Genomic DNA, 18,712 nt, shown 5'->3' with positions numbered 1-18,712 from the left:
TTTTGAAGCCCCCTCAAAAGCTTTTTCACTTTTGGGGGTTCAGTTCTGGATATGAAATAAGCGAATGTTACTGATGAATGACGACTATAATGCCTTGCTGTTCCAAATATTGCCGCAGCGGCTTGGACGGTCCGATCTTGCCGTCCTTCTCCTTACGGAAAAAGTGCCATACGGCTCCTTTCACCTCCGTGCTTTGCCGCATCAGCTCGACGTCCTTGACGATTTGCGACTCGATATCTTTCGACTTGGACGTATAGCCGAGCTTCACTTCATGCATGAGGCCGTCGGCGTCCAGCGCATCGAGTATTCTTCGCCCGCTGGGCGCTTTCACTTCCGTCACTTTTCCTCCGGTAATGCCCCTTACGTATTCCGCAGCCTCGGCCGCGCGGGCAAACACAAGCCGCCGCTGCTCCTCCTGGAGCGCTTCAGCCGGAACGATCTCCTCCGCCTTCGACTTTGTGAGCAGGTCTTTGACGCGAACGACGAACGTTCGCACAAAGTCGATGCTGCGGATCAACTCGGCCGGCTCTGTCACGACGCTGCGCACTTCCGCGTCCATTCGCGAATGCATCCATGTCTTGGCCATAAAGGGAAGCGTTCCTGTCTGCTCCAGGCGTACGGTCACTTCCCTGTCGATAATGCCGTGACGATACGTCAGTTCCCCTTCAAAAAGGCCAGGCAGCTCGCCCGCCGCCCTCGCAAGCTTCCCGGCCGGTGCTGCGGCGGCGGATGAGACATTGCCGTTAGAGCCGGCCGGAAGCTCTACCTTTTGCAAGCCGAAGCCGCCGCCAAACGAAAACATGCCGCTTAAACCGTCGCTTCCGGTACGCCAGTACAGCCCGTCATGCCGATTCGGCAGCACATAGCCGGATTCGAAATCTTTACCCGAGTTGTCCCAAGTGAAGGCGGCTCTCTCGGCCGTCTCCGATGCGGTCTCATACAAACTCGCCTGCTTGTAAACGAATAAGCTGACGAATATAAGGGAAACGACTGCAATCAAAATCGTCGGATAGATGAGCGCTGATTCCAGCGTATAGCTGCCTTTTTCCGAACGAGCCAGTGTAGCCGCATGTTTGCGAAGCGCCTCCGCTGAACTGACGATAGCGGGAGAGCCGACGCGACGAGTCCTCATGGGCTTTTGCAAGAATCCGGCGAAGTCAAGCAGTCCTTCGTCCCAGTGCTCCCGAGCTCTTGATTCGCTTCGCCGAAAAGCTTCTTAATAAAGCCTAGAATCCATTTACGGAACGCTACGGCTACAATGACGAGCACCGCTACGATAAGCAGCAGCTCCAGCGTGCCGAGCCCGTCCTCCTCTTCCCAGAACTGCATGATTTGTTGTTTGAGCGTATTCAAGTTCATCCCGTTTTCCTCCATTTTTGTTTTTGGGAACTTTAAAACAGCCAGATCGGTAAATCCGTCAAAGTTCCTTAATCCATTAGCATAACCGCAGGGGCGGCGACGATCGCCATAACCGCAAGCAGGATCAGTAGCATCGGAAAGATAAGCTTCGACGAAGCTTCCTCGCCGAGCGTGCGCGTCATCGCCTTCCGCTTCTCCCACAAATCCCGGTTCAGCGAGCGCAGCGATACGACGAACACGTCCCCGCCGCGCCTGTAGTTCATCAGCACCGTTGTCGTAAATAGCGACATCTCGGCAATGCCGCATCGTCTGCTGAGCTTCTCCAGCGCAACCGGAAGCGACTCGTTATTACGCAGCCGGTTTGCCAGCATGGCAAGCTCGGCTTGCAAAGGTCCGCCTCCGCGTACAGGCGGCTCGGATTCGGCACAGCGGATAATCGCCCCTTGCACCGTTTCACCGGCATTCACAAGCAGCGTCAGCTTGTTCAAAAATTCCGGCAGCTCCATCACAAGCTTTCTTCTTTTGCCGGCTACCTGCCGATCCAGCCGACGAATCATAAAGAGCGGGCCAAGCACGACAAGGGAAACCATCGATACGATCACGTACGGATCGCCCCGGGTCACAGCCCCCATCGCGGCCACGCCAAGCAGACCCAGAAGAACGACCGATATGAGATCGGCCGCGAACCGTTTCGTATGCCGCAGTTCGCTGTCTTCGCCGTACAAGCCGATCATTTTGCGATAAATATTCCAGCGTCCGGAGGACAGCCGTTCCACGAGTCTGATCTTGGCCGCAATTGCTGCGGACAGCGGAATCATAAGCCGGAGCAAATCCATCTTTTCACGTCCCGATATCCATAATGGTGTGCGCCAGCCACTGGCTGGCCCCGAGTATGACTAGCGAGACCGTCATAATGAGCCGGCCCGCTCCCGTGTAGAGCGGCTCCATATAGTCCGGCGAGCTGAACGCCAGGAAGGCGACGATGATGAACGGGATGAAACCGAGCGCTTTCGCCTCGAATCTTTTTTGCGCGACCATAACCCGAATATCCTGCTCGATCTCCATCTTCTCGCCGATCAGATTCGAGGTGCGGCGCATGACCTCGACGAGATCGCCTCCGGTCCGCTTGCAAGCGGCGAAAGCTTCCGCAAATTGCTGCACATCCTCGATGCCGCTCCGCCGGCCGAAATCGAGCAGCGATTTTTCTACAGGCTCCCCGTTCTCCGTGCGCCGGTTCACGCGATCTAGCTCCACGATCATATCGGTCGCTTGATCGGGGTACAGCAGACGCAGATCGCCGCGCGCCTCCAAAAAAGCGTTCTCAACTGATTTCCCTGCAGACAATGCCGAGGATAACGAATACAAAGCATGCTTGAACTGCTGTCTCAGTTCGTCCTTCCGCTTGTGGATAAGCTGCTTCCGCCTGATTCGCGGATAGTAGAATGCGGCGAGCGACAAGACGGCGCATATCGCAATATTTTTATAGAACAGAAACCCTATGGCGGACAATACGATTCCCGCCAGTAAGCATGCGGTTGTTGTTTGCGAAACGGACATCGCGTATTCGTCGTAGCTGCCGGAAGGCGCTGCTTGCTTGCGGCGCGAAAAGTCCCGCTTGCTCTCCATCGCCTGAAACCGCGTCCAAATAGTCGTTCCTTTCAGCTTGACGATCATCAAGTAAACGGCATAAGACGCAGCGCCGCAAACGAGCGCTACAAGGATGCTCTGCATGTGCTCCTCCTTTCGTTAGCATTCAGCTTTCGATTCCGGACAGCTTCAGCTTCTGCACGTTTTGCAGTCTGTTCCCTGTCGGTACCAGACCGCCAATCACGTTGCCTGCTTCGTCCTCGCCCGTCTCGACGAACGTATACAGCGGGTTAAGCCGATATTCGCCGTTCTCAAATCCGGCCAGCTCGGTAATTTCAGTCACTTTGCGGCTCCGGTCGCGGAACCGGGTCAAATGGATCATTACATCAAGCGCGGAATCGATCTGCTTGCGGACAACCTCGACAGGCAAGGCGCCGCCTCCGCTCAGTACCATCGTCTCCAGACGGCTCAGCATATCCGCCACCGAGTTAGCATGGCCGGTCGACAAGCTGCCGTCATGACCGGTGTTCATCGCTTGCAGCATATCAAAGCATTCGGCGCCGCGCACCTCGCCGACGATGATCCGGTTCGGCCGCATCCGCAGCGAAGAGCGGATGAGCTCGCGGATCGTAATCGCCCCTTTGCCTTCCGTGTTGGCATTGCGCGTTTCCAGCCGGACCCAGTTCGGCACGCCTTGAATTTGCAGCTCGGCCGAATCCTCGATCGTAATGATGCGCTCATCCGGCTGAACGAAGGCGCACAGCGCGTTCAGAAACGTTGTTTTCCCGCTACCGGTGCCGCCGCCGATAAACAGATTGTATTTGGCCCTAACGAGCGTCGCCAAAAAATCGGCGGCTGGCCCGTCTATGGCGCCGCGGGCGATGAGATCGCCCATCAAAAGCGGACTTGCCGGAAATTTCCGGATCGTCATCGCTGGCCCCTTCAACGCAATCGGAGGAAGCACGACATTGACGCGCGACCCGTCGGCCAGGCGGGCGTCCACAATCGGACTCGATTCGTTGACAACCCGGTTCACTTTCGCCACAATCGTCTGAATGACGTCCTCCAGCTTTTCCGCGGATTCGAATTGCGCTGTGTGGCGCTCGATGCGGCCGTTACGCTCAATGAATATTTCATCGTGCGCATTGATCATGATCTCGGTAATATCACCGCTGTCGATCAGCGGCTGTAGTACATCGAGACCTCGAAACGAGTTGAATATCGTCTTGACTACGGATAACCGGTCTCTGGCTGACAAATAGCGTTCGCCGGAATAAGCCAGCACCGTCTCTTCGATCAGACGCGTAAAGCTTTCGTCCGAATGCGCCCCGGACAAGTCGATCTTGTTACGAACCGTTTCGCGAAGCGTCCGCGTAATCGAGTCGATCGACATTCGACATCCCTCCTTCGGTCCGGCGCAATTCGCTTAGAAGCCTTACAATGCCTTCGGTAAATAACGGTTCGGCCGAAGGCTTGCCGGACGCCCCGTGCTTCTGCTTCCATGCCGGCACATAAGGCAGCTTCCCCGCAAGCGGCACAGCGGATGGCGTCATGTCGGAGGGCGCAGGCAGTGTGCCTGATACCGATCCGGTATGCTTGTTCAGTACGAACCGCAATTTGTTGCGGTCCGTCAACGAGGCGTCGCCGAACGCCTCCTCCCATTCCGCAAGCAGCTTGAAGCTTCTGGCCGCTGAATCTCCGTCCTCTGTAACGATGCAGAGAACAGCGTCGCTAAGCGACAGGGTCCCCCGTACACGTTCGCCCAAGGATGTATCCGAATCGAAAACGATAGCGTCATAGCGGCCAAGCTGCTTCAAATGTCCGATCAGTTTGCCTGCGTCTTCCGCCGTCAGCTCGATCGTTTCCCGAAATTTGCGAAACCCCGGAAAATAATCGAATCCATACGGCTCCGCCCGGTAAAGGAGGCCGTTCAAGCTGTCCGTCGTCCAAGCGGCATTCGTCCGCAGCCCGTATACGAACCGGGCAGCCTGCTCCCCGTCCGTTTCCTTCGGCAATACCGAACCGGGGACAAGCTCCATGTTCCAGTACAGACATCGCTCGCCTTGTGCCGCAATCGCTCGGGCCATATGCTGCGCTATCGTCGTTTTCCCGACGCCGCCTGCCGCTGAGAACACGGTGTACACCGGCGTCCGTCTTCCGGTCGAAGACGCTCTGACGGATTCCGCCTGCGCCCGGTACAAACCGAGAATACGGCCAAGCAGTTGGTGCAGCGGCTGATATTTATAAATTCCCGGCATGCCGGGTGCCGCCTCATCCGCTTCTTGCTTCGTTTCGTATAGACGGATAACGAACCCCCATCCGGTATCCGCTTCGCCAAAATCAGAATGAACGACATAGAGGGCCGCGCTTCCGTCTTGTGCATATTCACGCAGCATTTCCGGCTTCGTTGCCTGCTTGACGGTCAGCGTGCGACTCCATTCGGTCTCGCGGATATACTCCGTCAGGAGCTTCAAATATCCAGCATCCCGATCGTATATAACAAGCTCCAACCTGCCAGACATAAGTAACATCACCTCCTTCTTGGTTCATTTCAAGGACCATACATCGTCCAAAGCCCCGATGCGATCGATACGAATCCGGCAACGGCGCCGGCTATGGCAACTGCGATCGCCTGCTTGCGGGTCAAGGCCCAACACCTCCCGAGAACGCTTGCCTGCTTGCCTTTGCCAGGCGGTGACCGGAACCTGCAAGCGTATGCTCGCGGGCAAGTCCGGGCGAAAAAACAAATAAGCACCCCAAACGACGGTATCCAATACCGTAGTCTGCGGTGCTTCCGCTAGCAAATTCAAATTTATACTGATTATACCATACAATTCCTTTGGATCAAGAGCGGGCCGAAAAAAATTTGCCGAGCCAGTTCCCACCGCCAAACCGTCCGTTATCCCGCCTGCCGGTCGGCTGCACAGTCTGGCCAAGCCACGGGCCCAGAGCTTTTTGAAGCGTTGCCTTCACCGTTCCTTGCTGCTGCACCGGCTCGCCTTTCCAGGAGCAGCGGACGATTTCCTCCAGAGGTACGCCGGGGATGATGGCCGACGGCCGGATCGGATAGGAGGCGAGCCATTCTTTGCCTCCGCTGAACGAGATCGACTTGTTGGCGATAAAATGTACGTTATTCATCATCTCGTGCCTCTTCATCAGCAGCTCGCAGTTCGCCCTCGTCGACGCCAGCATCCAGCGCGACGGCAACGGATCGGCAACGGCGACGACGATATCGGACTCATCCAGCAGCTCGGATACGCCCGGCTCGTGCCACCGGTCCCCGATATCGAGAATCGTGACCGCCGCGTGAATCCGGAACAGACGCTGCTCGAGATGATGAACCGGCACGGGATGGAGCTTGTCTTCGTCCGGATGCAGCGCCACCCATTCGGTTCTACCGCTGCGCCAAATGGTCCGGCCGCTGTCCGGCCTCGCAGACCAGTAGTCGTAGTTAGCTGGCGCATTCCGCTCGCCGTCCAGCAGCCCGTACAGATCGGGCCGCACGGCGGGATGTTCCACGACGGCATTCGTGACCCCCGCATCGCTCAGCAGCGAAGCGATCGCGACGGCGGTAAAGGTCGCACCCGCTCCCGCGTACAAGCCACCAACGACAATTCGGATTCGGCGCGCTTCGTGCAGCGAAGCCTGATCCTTAACGGAATCTGCATAAGTCCGAGGCTTGTCCGATTCCAGACTCATCTCGAGCATCGCTTTCACTTCGGCCGCCGATTGCGGCCGTTTATCCGGCCTATCGTCGAGCAGCTTGTTCACCAGCTCGGCCACCATACGCTCGCGAGTCTGACCGGAGAGCTCCAGCGGCTGCCTTGCGGCATGAAACGTACGCCCTTCGCTGAGCAAGTAGTACAGCGTCGCTCCAAGCGAATACAGATCCGACCGATAGTCGGAATATCCTTGCTCCAGCAGCTCAGGCGCGGCATACCCGATCGTCCCAAGCGCAACCGTATCCGTCTCGCGCCCCGGCGTATGCTTTCTGGCGATGCCAAAGTCGATCAGACGCACATGATCCTGGGTATCGACCATGATGTTCGACGGCTTAATGTCGCGAAAAATGACCGGTCCCGACTCCAGTCCGTGCAAATAGTGAAGCAGCTCGCAAAGCTGAACCGCGTAGCGAATGAGCGCTTGCAGCGGCAGCTCGCCCCCGTTTTGCTCGAACAATTGCTGCAGCGTAACGCCGTCGATATATTCCATCACGAGATGGCTGTATCCTTCTTCATCCGGCGGAAAAAAGTCGACGACATGAGGCAAATAAGGATGGCTCAGCTTCATAAGCACCGCCGCTTCCCGCGAAGCGGAGAGCTCGGAGATGCCGTACTCGCGCGTCCGTTTGACCGCCCATCTTTTGCCCGGCAGCTTCAAGTCTTCCGCCAAATAAACGGCGCTCATGCCGCCTTCCCCTAACGGCCGGACGATCCGGTACCGGCCGCCGAACACGGTGCCCGCCAAGCGGACGCCGCTTCCCGTATCGTCAAAAAAACGATCCATCGTTTCCCCCCATAGTAATGGATGTATAGCCCATTATAACGGAAAACGACGGTACGTTTCCACCATTTCTTGCCAACCGGCGTCGTTTCATGCCGTTTCTCGTCAGCGGGTTTCCGGCAAATACCGTCTTGCTCCCGCATATTCGTGCTTGTACGGATCGGCTTCCAGCGAAATGCGCTCAATCGACCGCGCCGAATTCGGCGCATGGATCATTTCGCCGTCCCCCGCGTACATCCCGACATGGTGAATGCTCCCACTGCCGTCCTGATGGGCGAAAAAAAGCAAATCCCCGGCCCGCAAACCGTCTTTGTCGACAGCACGGCCGATCTTGCTCTGATCCGAGGCGTCGCGCGGGATAGGGATGCCATAAAAGCGGTAAAGCGAGTAAGTAAATCCCGAACAATCGAAGCCAAAACCGGAAAGGCCGGCCCATAAATACGGTAGACCAAGAAACTGCTTCGCCATATGTACAAGCTGCTCTCCGATCGGAGGAGCCGCATCTCCGGGACCATTGCCGCAAATGTACAGCACGCTCGCCTTCGGCACATATTTGACCCCATCCGCAGGCGTGCATACAGCGAAAACCGAGCCAAGCTCCTCTGCAACCGGAAGCTTCGTATTGAAGCTTACCTCGAGAAAAGGCTGCTTGCCTTCGGGATCGTCAAACAGAAAGGCCGATCGGGTCCGTATAACTGCGGTCGGGCTGTCCAGACTCGCTGCCGGCTCGCTTTCCGGCGACAATTGCCACAGCGGCAACCAGCCGGGGTATCCCCGTTCGTCGCGCGAAGTGGGTTGCTCCGGCACGATCACCTTCGCCCAGTCGCCCCTTGTTTCCAGCAATATTGCTTTCTCGCCGTATAAGGCCTGCGTCTCGAGCTTGCCGACGAGCCATAGCTTCTGCTCGAGCGTCATCGCTTGCGCCCATGCCCGAATATCGGTTACGGCGGCGACGGAAGCCTCGTCAAGCGGGCGGTTCCGGTTCGGCTCCCCCCATAAGGTGGCGACCGGTGTATGGATCACAAAGCGTGCTCCCGGCCTGTACTGATCTCCGTTTTCCCCGGCGGAATGGGTCAACTTCGCAACCTCCCCTTTGAAGCATACTTCCTTTTATGCAAAGCGCCCGGCAACTATGCCAGCGACTCCCGGATCAAGCATGGTGAACCGTCTTCGGCGAAAGTGTATGAGCCCAGCGCAGCAGATCGACGTTGCCGCCGCTCAGCACAAGCGCCACATTGCGCTTCTCGAGACCCAGCGAGCGATTCATGACCGCAGCGAGGCAGACGGCCCCAGCGCCTTCGGCGAGCACCTTGGCCCGTTCGAGAAGCATCACCATCGCTTCGGCGATTTCTTCCTCCGAGACGAGCACGAAGTCGTCGACGTACTTCAGCATCATGGGCAGCGTCAGATCGCCCGGCCTTTTGACGAGCAGCCCGTCGGCGACGGACGTCGGGTTCTCGACGCGCACAATCGACCTGCTGCGCCAGGAATCGTGGCCGGAGCTGGCGTTCGTTGGCTGCACCCCGATGATGCGGATATCCGGACGCACCGTTTTCGCCGCGAGCGCTATGCCGGAGATGAGACCACCGCCGCCCACGGGAACTAGAATCGCGTCCACATTCGGCAGATCGTCCAGCAGCTCCAACCCTACCGTTCCCTGACCTGCGATCACATATGGATCGTTAAAGGCGTGTACGAGTGTAGCGCCATTCGAACGCGATAGACGCAGAGCTTCTTCATAAGCATCGTCGTAGCTCGTTCCATGCAAAATCACTTTCGAGCCATACCCTTCGGTTGCCACGATTTTCGCCTCGGGCGCTCCGGACGGCATGACGACGATCGACGGTATGCCCAGTTGCGCCGCCGCGAGCGCCACGCCCTGCGCATGGTTGCCCGCCGAAGCGGTTACGACGCCGGCTGCCCTTTCGGCCGAGGTCAAGGTCGCGATTTTGTTCATCGCTCCCCGCACTTTGAACGCCCCGGTCCGCTGCATATTTTCCAGCTTCATATACAGCTCCGTACCGGTCATCCGGCTGAACGTTTGCGAATGAACGAGCGGCGTCCGGTGAATATGTCCGTTCAATCTGAACTTGGCTTGCACAATATCCTGGTATCCTACTTGGTAATCCCCATCTAAACCACCTCATCGAACAATTTTAGAAAACAAAAAAAGCTCTCATCCTCAAGGGACGAGAGCGTTCTCGCGGTACCACCCTAATTCCGAATTCGCTGCGGCATAAAGCCTGAAACGAAGCTTCGGCGCTTCTGACCGGCATACCATCATATGCCGTTCCCTGTAACGGAGGAAATCCGTGTTCCCTACCTAAGTTCGGGTTCCATCTCCAAGGTGATATTCTTCGCCGTCTGCACATCGGCTCGCACCAAACCGCCGACTCTCTGGGAACAGGGAAAGCGAGTACTCTTCCTCTTCATCAACTTTACTACTATAATTGCCTTTTAATATAACATAACATACAACGAAGATCAATATTTTTTGGTTAAAAAGACGGTCAGCTCGTCCCGGTTATGAAAAAGCTGCTTCGCCTTGACCAGCTCCATTCCCGGCTGCATCGCCCGTACGCAATCTTTGACGGTCTGGAACGGCTTGCCGTGCATCAGCTTGAGCGTAATGATCGCGGCTCCTCCCGGCTTAAGCGCTTCAAGCAGGGGCAGGATCAGCTTCACCATCATCTTCGGACTCCAGCTCATATCGCAAACCAGCAGGTCATAGGAATGCTCGCAAAACTTGACATCGCCCGCGTTGCGTTTCATAAACGTAAGCTTCGGATGACCAAGCAGGTCCGGATGCAAATCGGCGGGGTCCACCGCCGTTACCTCCACGCCTCGCTCCAGCAGCAGCGACGTCCAGCCACCTGGAGCTGCTCCGATGTCGAGCGCCTTGGCGTAACGGCTCAAGTCGAGTCCGAATTCGTACTCCGCTTCGAGCAGCTTGAACTTGGCACGCGATACTTGTCCCTCCTCCTTACGGAAGCGGACTGCGCCTCCCGGCCAATCGGACAAATTTTGCTCCGGCTCGGAGATGCCGATGTAGGCGGCTTCCTCCGTCAAAAACACAGATACGATGTAATCCGCATCCTTGGCTACGGCATCCGCATCGTACGTTTCGTGCAGCATACTCACAATCCCCAGCTTCAGCTCGCTCATTTCAAAGCCAGGCGACAAGCGCTCTGCTTTGCGGATCTGGATGGCTGCCGAGCGGCCCGCGGCAGGGGCCAGCTTGGCAACGGCGGCTGCAATCGCTCCTATGTCCTCGTTTCCTCCGGAGTAAGCGACCGTTTCGTCGATCGGAAACATATGCCGCAGAAAGATCGGCTCGTTGCCGGTAATGCGGCGAATCGCCGTTTCGCGGTCCAGCGGAATACGCATCACGTACGTTTCCGCCGCGATCAACTCGTCGAACTTCGTTCCCGGCGTAAGCGAGCGGAGTTCGTCCTGCGCGTAAGCCGCGAATCCGCGATTGGACGTAACGACAAATCGCGACACGTCCGCGGAGTCGGCTAGTTCGTTCATGAAAGCACCTCCGCCCTATGTTTAATCCCATACCTATTTAACGCCATAAAATAAAATAATCCGTTATTACACAACATGAATCCAAGGACGGTCTTTGAACCATTCGATATCAACCGGCACGTGGTACGCATCCCGCAGCAGCTCTTTCGTGAGCACTTGTTTTTTCTCGCCCTGGGCAACAATCTGGCCTTGATCCATGAGCGCGATATGGGTGAAGACAGGAACGATCTCTTCGATATGGTGCGTCACGTATACCATAAGCAGTCCCGACTTGCCGAGCTCCTGAATATCTTCAAGCAACTGCTCGCGTTCGAACAGGTCGAGTCCCGAGCACGGCTCGTCCAAAATGAGTACAGACGGGTCGGTCATGAGTGCGCGGGCGAGCATAATTTTTTTCCGTTCCCCCTGCGACAGCGTGCCCAGCGGCTGCTCCGCCACATGAGGCAGCCGGACCTGCTCCAGCTTCTCGATCGCCTTCTGCTTGACCTCGTCCGGAATGTCCTGATAAAACCGCAAAAAGCCGTATTCGCCCGTCGCCACGACTTCCCATACCGGGTCGCGCATCGTCAGCTTCTCCATAAGCGATTGGCTAATGTAGCCGATTTTGTGACGCACCAGCCGCAAATCCACTTCGCCGTAAGGCTGTCCAAGCACGCGCACTTTGCCCGATGTCGGAAACTGATAGCCGGTTATAAGCTCGAGCACGGTCGTTTTGCCCGAGCCGTTTTTGCCGAGAATGACCCAATTTTCCCCTTGCTTCATATGCAGGCTGACATCGTTTAAGATGTTGCGTTCGCCGCGAATAAAATGAATGTTGTCCAAGCGGATCATGCTATGTAGCCCCTTCCTCCATATCCAATGCGATGAATGAGTTCATAGGAGCTTTGGACGGAATAACTCATAACCCCGTTAAAGCACCTTACTCATTGTAGCGCAGCTTCGCCATCGTTTTCCACTTGGAAATTTCCTTCGGCGATTTGGTGCAGCACGCGATCCGGTGCCGGGTGGTTATAGATGCGGACATGCGGCGGTTTGTTCATATAAAGCGCCTGGTACATCGCCTGCTTGCCGGCTGCGCTCGACGTATGCAAATAAATGACGGCCGGATACTTACGCTCCGTTACGATAAAACGGACGACGTCCATCCCGGTTGGCTCGTTCCAGCCCAGATCGTAGTCGAGCGACAAGACGCGAACGTCGCAGCCGAGCAGCAGCTCGTTGCATTCGGCCGCATTTTTCGCCAGTACAAACCCCTTCGGACAAGCCCGGGCATCGTCCATATACAGATCGATCATCGTTTCCCCTCCGATAACCGGTACAGCTCTCCGATTTCGCGCTCATGCGTTATCGCTTCCGTCACCGGCGTCTCCAGCACGGCCGGAATCGGCAGCGAGCGCATCGAGGTCAAAAAATCGCGAAAAGCCGCCTCCCCGATTTCCCCTCTTCCGATATTGGCATGACGGTCCTTATAAGCTCCAAACGGATAAACAGAATCGTTCAAGTGAACCGCCTTCAGATGCTGAAAATAGCCGAGCGCTTCGCCTTTGGCGCGGACTTCCGCCCAATTCGCTCCGTTCCAGAGCCCGCTTGCGAACGCATGGCACGTATCCAGACAAAAGCCGACATACTCCGGCTTGGCGCATAAATTGCGGATGCCGACCAGTTCCTCAAACGTCATGCCCATTCTCGCATGTTCCCCGGACTGATTCTCGATAAGCAGCTTCGTCGTACCGCTCCAGCGAAGCAGCACCTCGTTCAGCGTGTTCACAATATTTTTGTAGCCGTCCAGCTGCACCGCGCCTTTATAGATGCCGAAATGAACAATGATGCCGACCGATCCGCAAGCATCGGCGATTTCCAGATCGTTCAGCAGCGACGCTACGACCGAGTCTCTTCGCTCGCCCGCGTCGGCACTCAAATTCGTCGGATAAGGGGTGTGCGCGATCGATTGCAGCGAATGCTCCCGGCAAAAGGCGGCGCATGCTTCCGCATCGCGTTTATCCACTTTTTTCAGCGTCAAGCTGCGCGGATTTTTCGGAAAATATTGATACGACGTCCCGCCGATTCGACGGGCCAGCTTCGCCGCCTCCAGAAAACCGCCGCGTATGCTGACATGGGCTCCGTAATTCAAGCGGCCCGCCCCCCTTCACTCCTGGCACTGCAAGCAGTAAAACACTTTGCGGGAAGCGAGCTCTTCCTGCACGAGCGGGCTGCCGCATCGCAGACAAGGCTCGCCTCCGCGGTCGTACACTTTGCAGCGGGAATCGAAGCCGCCGGTCAAGGCGTCTCCGGGAAACAGCGGATTTTCCATATATCCGCCGAATCGGATCGCCTCCGCCAGCACGCTTCGCATCGAGTGGAACAGCTTCTCGTGATCTGCCGCCGACAGCGTATTCGTTCTCCGCGTAGGTAGTATTCCAGCGTCGAAGGCGAGTTCGTCGGCATAACAGTTGCCGATTCCAGCCATCGTCCTCTGATCGGTTAGCGCCTGCTTGAGCGTTGTGCGTTTGCTGGTAAGAAGCCGTCCCAGAACCTTCGCGTCAAAATCTGGGGCAATCGGCTCCGGCCCTAGCTCGGACAGCCTTTCGGCCGTTTCTTCGGTCGTATGCAGATGCAAATAACCGAGACGAAGCCCGATAAAATACAGAGAGCGTTCCCCGAACGACAAAACGACCTGCGTCGTTCTGTCCGGCTTCTCGCGTTCGGTGCCGTAAAACATCCAGCCGCCGAGCATGAGATGCAGCAGCAAAACCGAACCGCTGTCCAAATGAAAAAGCAAATGCTTCGCTCGTCTCGATATGCCGGTTATGGTTCGGCCTTCCACTCGATCGCGGAACGTCGGAACCGGCACATTGATCGACTTCTCTCGCTCCACCTGCACGGCAGCGATAGGAGTGTGCAAGATGCGCTGCGACAACAGCGTTCGGTACGTCTCCATTTCCGGAAGCTCGGGCATGCGGGGCACCTTCCTTTTTACGCATTTTTCCATATTTTGCCCACGCGGATGCCCCTTTCATACCCTCATCGGCAACGTATGCAGCAGGAAGCGCTAGCGGGACCCGGCTATTCCGAGACGATCCAGCAGCTCCGCCAAGTCCGTACAGACAAGATCCGGCCGAACTCGCGTTTCCATCAGCAGGCGGTCCACATTATCGGGCGTGGCGACACCGGTCAAAACAAGCGCTGTCTTAAGGCCCGCCGCCTTCCCGGCGCCGATGTCCGTTTCCGGGTTATCGCCGACCGCCCACACTTCGCCGTCGCAGGGAAGGCGCTCCAGCGCATATCGCATAATCGGCTCGAACGGCTTGCCGATCACGGTTGGCGTTTGCTTCAGCGCCTCGCGAATCGAGGCGGCTATGGCGCCGGCGCCGGGAACAAGCTTGCCGTCCGCCGGAAGCAGCCGGTCCGGATTCGTAAGCACGTATTCGGCTCCGGCTGCTATGTAACCGACAGCCTGCTCCAGCTTCCGGTACGAAAACTCGCGGTCAATCCCCTGCACGACATAATCGGGACGATCGTCCACAAGCTCCATCCCCGCCTCGAGCAAAGCGGCGCGCAGCCCTTCCTCGCCGATCGCGTACACTCGGCGTCCCCGTCCGCGCTCCGCAACATAACGGGCGGCAGCCTGCGAAGAGGTGACAATATCCTGCGCAAACGCCGTTATCCCGTGATAGGCCAGGTGGTCCGCAACCGCCTCCGGCGTCCGGGACGAATTGTTCGTGACGAACAACAGCGGGTGCCCCTTCTCCCTGAGCGTATCGATAAATGCCGCAGCATGCGGGATCGAACGATGCCCGGCGTACATCGTTCCGTCGAGATCAATTAAAAAACCGGCCTTTGTGCTTGTGTTCATCTGGATTCCGCCCTCCGCTCCGTCCTGCCGGCATTTCGCCTCTCTATACTTTCAATCGGCAGCAGCTCTTGCCAAACTGCCGTTCGCGGGCCGGCCTTCGCCGCCTTTTTCCCGGACTTGACAGGAACGTCCTTACGATCCGCGTTTCCTTTTCGCAAGGCGGCGTCCCGCTTCGCTTGCAAACGCTCGACACGCTTACGGACCGCCTCGAGATCCTCGGCCCCGTCCTCGTTCATCCGGGCCGCCGACATTCTCTCCCTGGCCCGTTCAAGCGCCTGTTCCGCGTAAGCGAGCGCCTGCTCGTAATTTTTATCGCGGTGCTCGTAGAACATCGCCAGCTCGATGTAAGGAACGAGAGGCGCCATTCGCGAAAGCCGCTTTCGCTCAATCGTTTTCTCCCATAGCGAAATGGCCGGGCTGTAACGCCCTTGCCGCTTGTAAAACTCGGCAACGGGCAGCCAGTAATCGGCCGCTTGCTCCGCTTCCCGGTCGAGCAGCTCGCGGAATACCTCGTCGGCCTCATCCGCCCGGCCCAGCTTGTCGAACCAGAGCGCCAGCCGGTACAGCTCTTCTGCGTCCATTCCGGCGCGGGACACCTCGCCTTGCAGCAGCTTCGCGAAATGGGCGGCTAGACAGGCCAGCGTGAGAACGTCCATTTCGTTATGGTCGAATACGCCAGCCAGCAGCGCCGGATCGCCTTCCGCCAAATATTGAAAATACAGCGCCGGAGCAAGCGAGCCGGGAACGTCGTCCAGACGGCTTAGGCCCAGCCTCATCTTCTCGACCATGCTGAGCCGGCATGACGGCAGCGTATTGCGCCACAAGCTCCGCGACGGATACAGGAAATCGAAATGGACCGGGTCCACCGCGTACTCCTTTTGCCTGTTCAAGATGTACCGGTTTTTCAAAATCGGCCAGTCGAAGCATTTACCGTTATAAGAAACGAGCATGTCCCGCTGCTCCATCCGCTGGCGCAAATGCTGCAGCATCGCCGCTTCCTCGGCGGGATTGCGGATGAACAGCTGCTCAACCACGAAACAGTCCTGCTCGTAAAAGCCGATCCCGATCATGAACGCCACGTTGCCCGCTCCGACGCCCAGCCCTGTCGTCTCGGTATCGAGAAACAGCAGCCTTCCGTGGAGAACCGACAGGGCGTATGGCTCCAAATCGGCGCCAGCCTCGGCAACCGCGGACTTCCCGCGCCGCCCCGTTTGGCCTCCGGTCTTCCTCGTGCCCGCCGCAGCGAGGGCGACGAGAGGTTCCGCCTCTCCGCACAGTTCTCCAAGGCGGTACGTGCCGTGCGCGTGCTGCAGCGGGTACCGCCGGGACCGCATAATGAACTGTCCCCAGTCATTATGCTGCATCGTTGCATCCAGCCGCTCCCATGCGGCGCCGAGCCCGGCGGGCTCCTGCGGCTCCGGCTCCTTCTCCCGCTCCGGCGGCCGCGAAACCGCGCCGGAAGCCTCCTCCTGGACGCCGGCGCTCTTTTTAAGCCGACCCAGTCGTTCTTTTAGAGAGCTCATCCGGGATTCACCTCGATTCTCTAAGGGCGTTAATGATATATTCAAGCACGACTTCTCATAGGGCTCCTAACAGTTCTATGCTTTTTTGCTTGGCATGGAGCCCGTCTATTTCAGTGCCTATACAGGAAGGGCAGCCATCTTCACAAGGGCATTTTTTTATCAGGTTTTTCGCTGCTGCTTTAATCTCGTCGAAACGTTTGTATACGTCTTCGGCTAGTCCAATACCGCCCGGATAATGGTCGTAGATGAAAACGGTAGGTAGTTGCGTATGTTCAGCCCGAATCTGCGAAACTACATGAATATCGTTCCGGTCGCACATGACATGAATAGGTACTATATGCCGCAGCACATGAGATATCCCCAAAAGCAGCTGCTCCAGCGTTTTGGTGTCGGTGTTTAAACTATCCTTTAGCTCGATCCAGGTGCCGCTAGTATGTAATTCTTCCTCCGGCAGATTGATCTGACCGTAGCCTATATTTTCAAAACTGCTTAAGCGAATTTTCTTAAAAATAGTCGGCATCGCATTAACCTGAACATCGCCGTAATTAATCGAAGTTGCCCGCCTGTTCTCCGTGCGGTCAATGCCCAACACTTTTAGTTTAACAGCTAGATTCGCGTCTGTATAATACTCGACGTCGACTTCCCGAACGTACGCCTTTTTATGATCCCAGTCCAGCTTTTCAACTTGATACTGTACCCCTTCGTGCAAATAAATGGCTTCGTCGTGCAGCAGCGTCATTGCGCTAAATCGGTCCATTTCCCCGATTATGTTTACATTCGCTACGTCCGACTGGTCGATGATGACTACGTTTTCCTGTGCAGCTGAGCGCAAGCTGACTTCGCTTGCCGGGAAAGACTGATTCGCCCAGAAATAAGAATCCGCCGCTCGATGCAGCACCCGTTCTTCAACTAAATAGTCCAAAACATCCTCGATGTCGCTCGGTCCGAACGGTTCGCCTTTCTTGAATGGAAGCTCATACGCCGCACACCGCAGATGATCGACAAGAATAAGCAGGTTTTCCGGATTAATACGGGCCGACTCGGGGGACCGGTCGAAGAAATACTCAGGATTTTGGACGATGTACTGGTCTATGGGCGTATTGCTGGCGACCATCAGGACCAGCGCTTCACCGTGACGTCTTCCGGCCCGGCCGGCCTGCTGCCACGTACTCGCCACGCTGCCGGGATATCCAGTCATGATACATACTTGCAATTGTCCTATATCTACGCCTAGCTCCAGTGCATTCGTACTTACAACTCCCAGTATATCGCCGCTGCGCAGCCCGCGCTCAATTTCCCGCCGTTGGTTCGGCAAGTAGCCGCCCCTGTATCCCCTTATGGACTTGGACGTTATCTCGTTTTTAATCAATTCTTGCAGATGGCTTAATATAATTTCTACTCTGACCCGGCTTCTGGCGAATATGATGGTTTGTACTTTGTTCGTTAAAAATTCCTTGGCAAAATGATTTACCTCTGCGACGGCACTTTTGCGAATATTAAGCGCCTTATTAACCACAGGCGGGTTATAGAAAACAAAATGTTTTCTGCCTCTTGGCGCGCCGTTATCGTTGATTAATCGCATCGGCTGTCCCGTAAGCTGTTCGGCCAGCTCCTTCGGGTTCGCAATGGTCGCGGAAGTGCAAATAAAAAGGGGATTGCTGCCGTAAAATTTGCAAATTCTTTGCAGTCTGCGTATCACATTGGCTACGTGGCTGCCGAATACCCCTCTGTATGTATGCAATTCGTCAATAACGATAAATTTCAGATTGCTGAACAAGCTTACCCACTTGGTATGATGCGGAAGGATCGCGGCATGCAGCATATCGGGGTTTGTAATTACGATATGACCTACCGTTCTAACCAGTTGCCGAATAGCCGGGGAAGTGTCGCCGTCATAGGTGAAGCTTTTGATGTCGATCCCCATTTCGGTAATGATTTCGTTTAATTCGCTTTTTTGGTCTTGGGCCAGGGCCTTTGTAGGAAATAAATATAAAGCGCGGCTGCCGTCGTCTTCGGCTATCGCCTGTAAAACCGGAAGGTTGTAGCAGAGCGTTTTCCCCGACGCCGTGGGAGTTACAGCTACAATATTCTCGCATTGGCGTATAGTTTCGTAGGCCGTGTACTGATGTGTGTACAACTGCTCTATTCCCCGTTTGGCTAAAGCGGCTTTAATTCGTGTATCCACGCTGCCCGGCATAGGTTTTGTTTTGGCTTCAACCGGCTCGACTTCGTGCCAGTTTACAATATTTTCGTTTGTTCTTAACTCCTGAATCAACTGCGTTAGCTGCTTCTTTCTTAGCATTTCAGCCACCCCTTAAAACACGCGTCCGTTTCTTCAATTGTACAGAATACACGT

17 protein-coding genes and 1 other annotated feature are annotated in these 18,712 nt (G+C 56.3%); all 17 genes read right to left on the bottom strand.

What is annotated here, in order from left to right; all coding sequences use genetic code 11:
• Positions 1–67: 67 nt before the first annotated feature.
• Complete coding sequence (locus D7M11_RS14165) at positions 68–1,132, bottom strand: TadE/TadG family type IV pilus assembly protein (protein ID WP_120747889.1); 1,065 nt, start codon at positions 1,130–1,132, stop codon at positions 68–70.
• A complete protein-coding gene (locus tag D7M11_RS14160) occupies positions 1,129–1,359 on the bottom strand; it encodes a Flp1 family type IVb pilin (protein ID WP_120747888.1) in 231 nt (76 codons plus the stop codon). Before D7M11_RS14160 ends, D7M11_RS14165 begins: the two co-directional genes overlap by 4 nt.
• Positions 1,360–1,427: 68 nt before the next feature.
• Entirely contained in the window at positions 1,428–2,195 is a 768-nt protein-coding gene (locus D7M11_RS14155; RefSeq protein WP_120747887.1) for a type II secretion system F family protein, read from the bottom strand.
• 4 nt (positions 2,196–2,199) lie between these two features.
• The gene (locus D7M11_RS14150; protein WP_120747886.1) at positions 2,200–3,090 is read right to left on the bottom strand and encodes a type II secretion system F family protein; all 891 of its coding nucleotides are present in this window, start codon (positions 3,088–3,090) and stop codon (positions 2,200–2,202) included.
• A gap of 22 nt (positions 3,091–3,112) precedes the next feature.
• Complete coding sequence (locus D7M11_RS14145) at positions 3,113–4,339, bottom strand: TadA family conjugal transfer-associated ATPase (protein ID WP_120747885.1); 1,227 nt, start codon at positions 4,337–4,339, stop codon at positions 3,113–3,115.
• Complete coding sequence (locus tag D7M11_RS14140) at positions 4,293–5,468, bottom strand: P-loop NTPase family protein (protein ID WP_120747884.1); 1,176 nt, start codon at positions 5,466–5,468, stop codon at positions 4,293–4,295. The genes D7M11_RS14145 and D7M11_RS14140 overlap by 47 nt, the downstream gene beginning before the upstream one ends.
• Positions 5,469–5,790: 322 nt before the next feature.
• The gene (locus D7M11_RS14135) at positions 5,791–7,452 is read right to left on the bottom strand and encodes a serine/threonine-protein kinase (RefSeq protein ID WP_120747883.1); all 1,662 of its coding nucleotides are present in this window, start codon (positions 7,450–7,452) and stop codon (positions 5,791–5,793) included.
• 102 nt (positions 7,453–7,554) lie between these two features.
• Complete coding sequence (locus tag D7M11_RS14130) at positions 7,555–8,526, bottom strand: C40 family peptidase (protein WP_120747882.1); 972 nt, start codon at positions 8,524–8,526, stop codon at positions 7,555–7,557.
• A gap of 73 nt (positions 8,527–8,599) precedes the next feature.
• Positions 8,600–9,550: a threonine ammonia-lyase gene (gene ilvA / locus D7M11_RS14125; protein ID WP_158606597.1), complete on the bottom strand. Its 951-nt coding sequence runs from the start codon at positions 9,548–9,550 to the stop codon at positions 8,600–8,602.
• 81 nt (positions 9,551–9,631) lie between these two features.
• Positions 9,632–9,891 (bottom strand) — a binding site (T-box leader).
• Between the two features lie 42 nt (positions 9,892–9,933).
• Positions 9,934–10,980: an SAM-dependent methyltransferase gene (locus D7M11_RS14120; RefSeq protein WP_120747880.1), complete on the bottom strand. Its 1,047-nt coding sequence runs from the start codon at positions 10,978–10,980 to the stop codon at positions 9,934–9,936.
• Between the two features lie 66 nt (positions 10,981–11,046).
• A complete protein-coding gene (locus tag D7M11_RS14115; RefSeq protein ID WP_120747879.1) occupies positions 11,047–11,811 on the bottom strand; it encodes an ABC transporter ATP-binding protein in 765 nt (254 codons plus the stop codon).
• Positions 11,812–11,903: 92 nt separating this feature from the next.
• Positions 11,904–12,275, bottom strand: a complete 372-nt coding sequence (locus tag D7M11_RS14110) for a cyclic-phosphate processing receiver domain-containing protein (protein ID WP_120747878.1) — start codon at positions 12,273–12,275, stop codon at positions 11,904–11,906.
• Positions 12,272–13,111: a deoxyribonuclease IV gene (locus D7M11_RS14105; RefSeq protein ID WP_120747877.1), complete on the bottom strand. Its 840-nt coding sequence runs from the start codon at positions 13,109–13,111 to the stop codon at positions 12,272–12,274. Before D7M11_RS14105 ends, D7M11_RS14110 begins: the two co-directional genes overlap by 4 nt.
• Positions 13,112–13,126: 15 nt before the next feature.
• The gene (locus D7M11_RS14100) at positions 13,127–13,936 is read right to left on the bottom strand and encodes an Fpg/Nei family DNA glycosylase (RefSeq protein ID WP_120747876.1); all 810 of its coding nucleotides are present in this window, start codon (positions 13,934–13,936) and stop codon (positions 13,127–13,129) included.
• A gap of 93 nt (positions 13,937–14,029) precedes the next feature.
• Positions 14,030–14,833: an HAD-IIA family hydrolase gene (locus D7M11_RS14095; RefSeq protein WP_120747875.1), complete on the bottom strand. Its 804-nt coding sequence runs from the start codon at positions 14,831–14,833 to the stop codon at positions 14,030–14,032.
• Positions 14,830–16,356 (bottom strand): ribonuclease H-like domain-containing protein, encoded by a 1,527-nt coding sequence (locus tag D7M11_RS14090; protein ID WP_120747874.1) that lies wholly within the window; start codon positions 16,354–16,356, stop codon positions 14,830–14,832. Before D7M11_RS14090 ends, D7M11_RS14095 begins: the two co-directional genes overlap by 4 nt.
• Before the next feature lie 55 nt (positions 16,357–16,411).
• Positions 16,412–18,658, bottom strand: coding sequence for a DEAD/DEAH box helicase (locus D7M11_RS14085; RefSeq protein ID WP_120747873.1), 2,247 nt, complete (start codon positions 18,656–18,658; stop codon positions 16,412–16,414).
• Positions 18,659–18,712: the final 54 nt, after the last annotated feature.

The organism is Paenibacillus ginsengarvi (assembly GCF_003626695.1).
Taxonomy (GTDB): domain Bacteria; phylum Bacillota; class Bacilli; order Paenibacillales; family NBRC-103111; genus Paenibacillus_AB; species Paenibacillus_AB ginsengarvi.
Note: the sequence above shows the minus strand (reverse complement) of the source record. Positions and strands in the feature narration are given on the sequence as shown.